Raw genomic sequence first — 2139 nt, 5'->3', positions numbered from 1 at the left:
AGCCATGATCACCGAGGTCACGGGCCTACTACGTCAACGACGCACGACCCCGCCTGCCCGGTTAACTTCGAAGAGCCACCAAAGCAACAAGAGCGACTTGCACCGCCGCAGAACGCGAGCCAGGCCAGAACGCTGCGACGCACCAGGACCCAGAGCGCGAGGAGCACCGCCGCTATCGCTTGAGCGATGAAGAGCCCGCTCAGCGTCACCTGGCCGTCGGCGAACAACGGTGGTCGCTCCAAGGCGATACGCGCATGCAGGTACGCGGAGCAGCCGAGCGTGTCACTCCGCCGAGTAGCACCAGCACGCCCATCGATCGCCCGCTCTTGCGAGTGGATTGCGCGGAGGAAGTAGTCAACGTGAGCTCCCAGTTCTACTCGAATCTACGCGAAACGAAACACCTAGTTTGTCCGGCGGACCGGACCTTGCACCGCCACCTCCCACGACCGCGAATCCGACGCTGGCGAAGGGGTCAGGCGACGAGGTGCCCGAACGCGATGACGTTGTCGACGTAGTGGCCGGTCGCCCGGTCGAACGCACCGCCGCAGGTGATCAGGCGCAGCTCGGCGCGGTTGGTGGTGTTGCCGTAGACCCGCGAGGTGGGGAACTCGGCCTTGGCGTAGCTCTCTACCGAATCGATGGCGAATCTCGCCACCGTGCCGTCTTCGCGGGTGACCAGAACCTCGGCGCCCACGGTGAGCTCGCCGAGCCGGTAGAAGATCGCGGGCCCGTCGGGACCGTCCACGTGGCCGGCGATGACGGCCGGTCCGAGCTGGCCGGGGGTCGGCCCACCGGTGTACCACCCGGGGGCCTGGTAGTCGGTGGGTGCGGGCAGGACGCCGTCGGCCCCGACACTCAAGGGGACGAGCCCGGTGCTGTGCACGTCGATGCTCGGGATGTCGATGGCGACCGGAGCGGAGGCCGCCAGCAGCGGGCCCAGATCGGTCACCATGGCGGCGGGAGGAACCGGGGTGACCGGCGCGACCGGAGCAGCCACGCGGTCCGGGGCCGGGTCGGCGTCGGCCACGGCGACCCGGTCCTGGTCGGGTCGCGGCGGGCCGCCGGGCCCAGCAAGACCGACCGCGAGGGTGACGCCGCCGGCCAGGGCCAGCACGGCGGCCGCCGCGGCGAGGATGCCGCGGCGGCCGTAGTGCTGGAGGGAGGTGCGCACTATGCCTTGACGTGGGCGCGACGGGCGGCGAACGCCCCGGTGCCCGCGGCGGCCAGCAGCAGGCCGGTCCCGGCGATCAGGATCGGCGAGTCGGTGCCCACCGGCGCGGACCCGCCCGCGCCTGTCGCCATCGAACCCACGGGCGCGGCGGTCAGGACCCCGCACAGCGCCGGGTCGGTGGCCTCGGTCGGCAGCGCCAGGTCGAGCTCGGAGGCCACATCGCCGTCGTACGTGCCGTTGCCGTTGTGGTCCACGCCGTGGATGACGATGGCGGACTTGCCGTCCGCGATCGCCTGGGCCTCCTCCGGGGAGACCGTGGTCGAGCCGCGCTCGTAGGAGAGGTTCCCGCCGGGGGCGGTGTCGAACCGGTCGACCGCGAGGGCACTGGCCGGGCTGGTGTCGCCCGTCTTGGTGAGCGAGACGATAATGGGGCCGTAGGCCGGGCCGCCCTCGGTGGTGTTCAGCGTGCCGTCCGCGCTGAGGTCGTCTGCGGCCACTGGGCACTCGTTGCGCGCTTCGGCCCCGAAGTGGATGTGGGCGGCGTGGGGGAATCGGCAAGGAGGCCGGTGGCGGCCATGGTGACCGTGACCGTGGTTCCTTGCACCTTGACCATCGCCGTTCCGGACCCCTCGACAACGTTGAGCGCGACCGGAGCGAGGTTCGCGTTGAGGTCGCCGTCGGCGGCGTACGCCGAGGACATACCCATCGGGAGCAGGAAGGCGGCGCCGAACGCCGCGGTGGCGAGCTTGTGAGTCGTGCGCATGAGAACTCCTATACCGGCGTACACCGCGTGCCGCCTCGTGCCGGGATGCTGCTGACACGGGTGGTTCGGAACGCCTGCGCCGGCGGATCGGTCCGGATCGGAACGAATTCGTGGCGGCCAGCCACGGATGACGGCTCTTCGAAGTTAACCGGGCAGGCGGGGTCGTGCGTCGTTGACGTAGTAGGCCCGTGACCTCGGTGATCAT

At 70.5% G+C, this 2139-nt stretch carries 3 protein-coding genes; all 3 read right to left on the bottom strand.

The genetic code is table 11. From position 1 onward, the window contains the following. Positions 1 to 472: 472 nt before the first annotated feature. From EUA98_RS19465 to EUA98_RS20405, 3 genes are read right to left on the bottom strand one after another with little or no spacing between them, the layout of a single operon-like run. The gene (locus EUA98_RS19465; RefSeq protein ID WP_207219177.1) at positions 473 to 1171 is read right to left on the bottom strand and encodes a class F sortase; all 699 of its coding nucleotides are present in this window, start codon (positions 1169 to 1171) and stop codon (positions 473 to 475) included. Further along, a complete protein-coding gene (locus EUA98_RS19460; protein WP_242511745.1) occupies positions 1171 to 1668 on the bottom strand; it encodes a hypothetical protein in 498 nt (165 codons plus the stop codon). The genes EUA98_RS19465 and EUA98_RS19460 overlap by 1 nt, the downstream gene beginning before the upstream one ends. Continuing rightward, a complete protein-coding gene (locus EUA98_RS20405) occupies positions 1632 to 1934 on the bottom strand; it encodes a hypothetical protein (RefSeq protein ID WP_242511743.1) in 303 nt (100 codons plus the stop codon). The genes EUA98_RS19460 and EUA98_RS20405 overlap by 37 nt, the downstream gene beginning before the upstream one ends. Positions 1935 to 2139 lie beyond the last annotated feature (205 nt).

It is taken from the genome of Pengzhenrongella frigida (assembly GCF_004168625.1).
Lineage (GTDB): Bacteria > Actinomycetota > Actinomycetes > Actinomycetales > Cellulomonadaceae > Pengzhenrongella > Pengzhenrongella frigida.
Note: the sequence above shows the minus strand (reverse complement) of the source record. Positions and strands in the feature narration are given on the sequence as shown.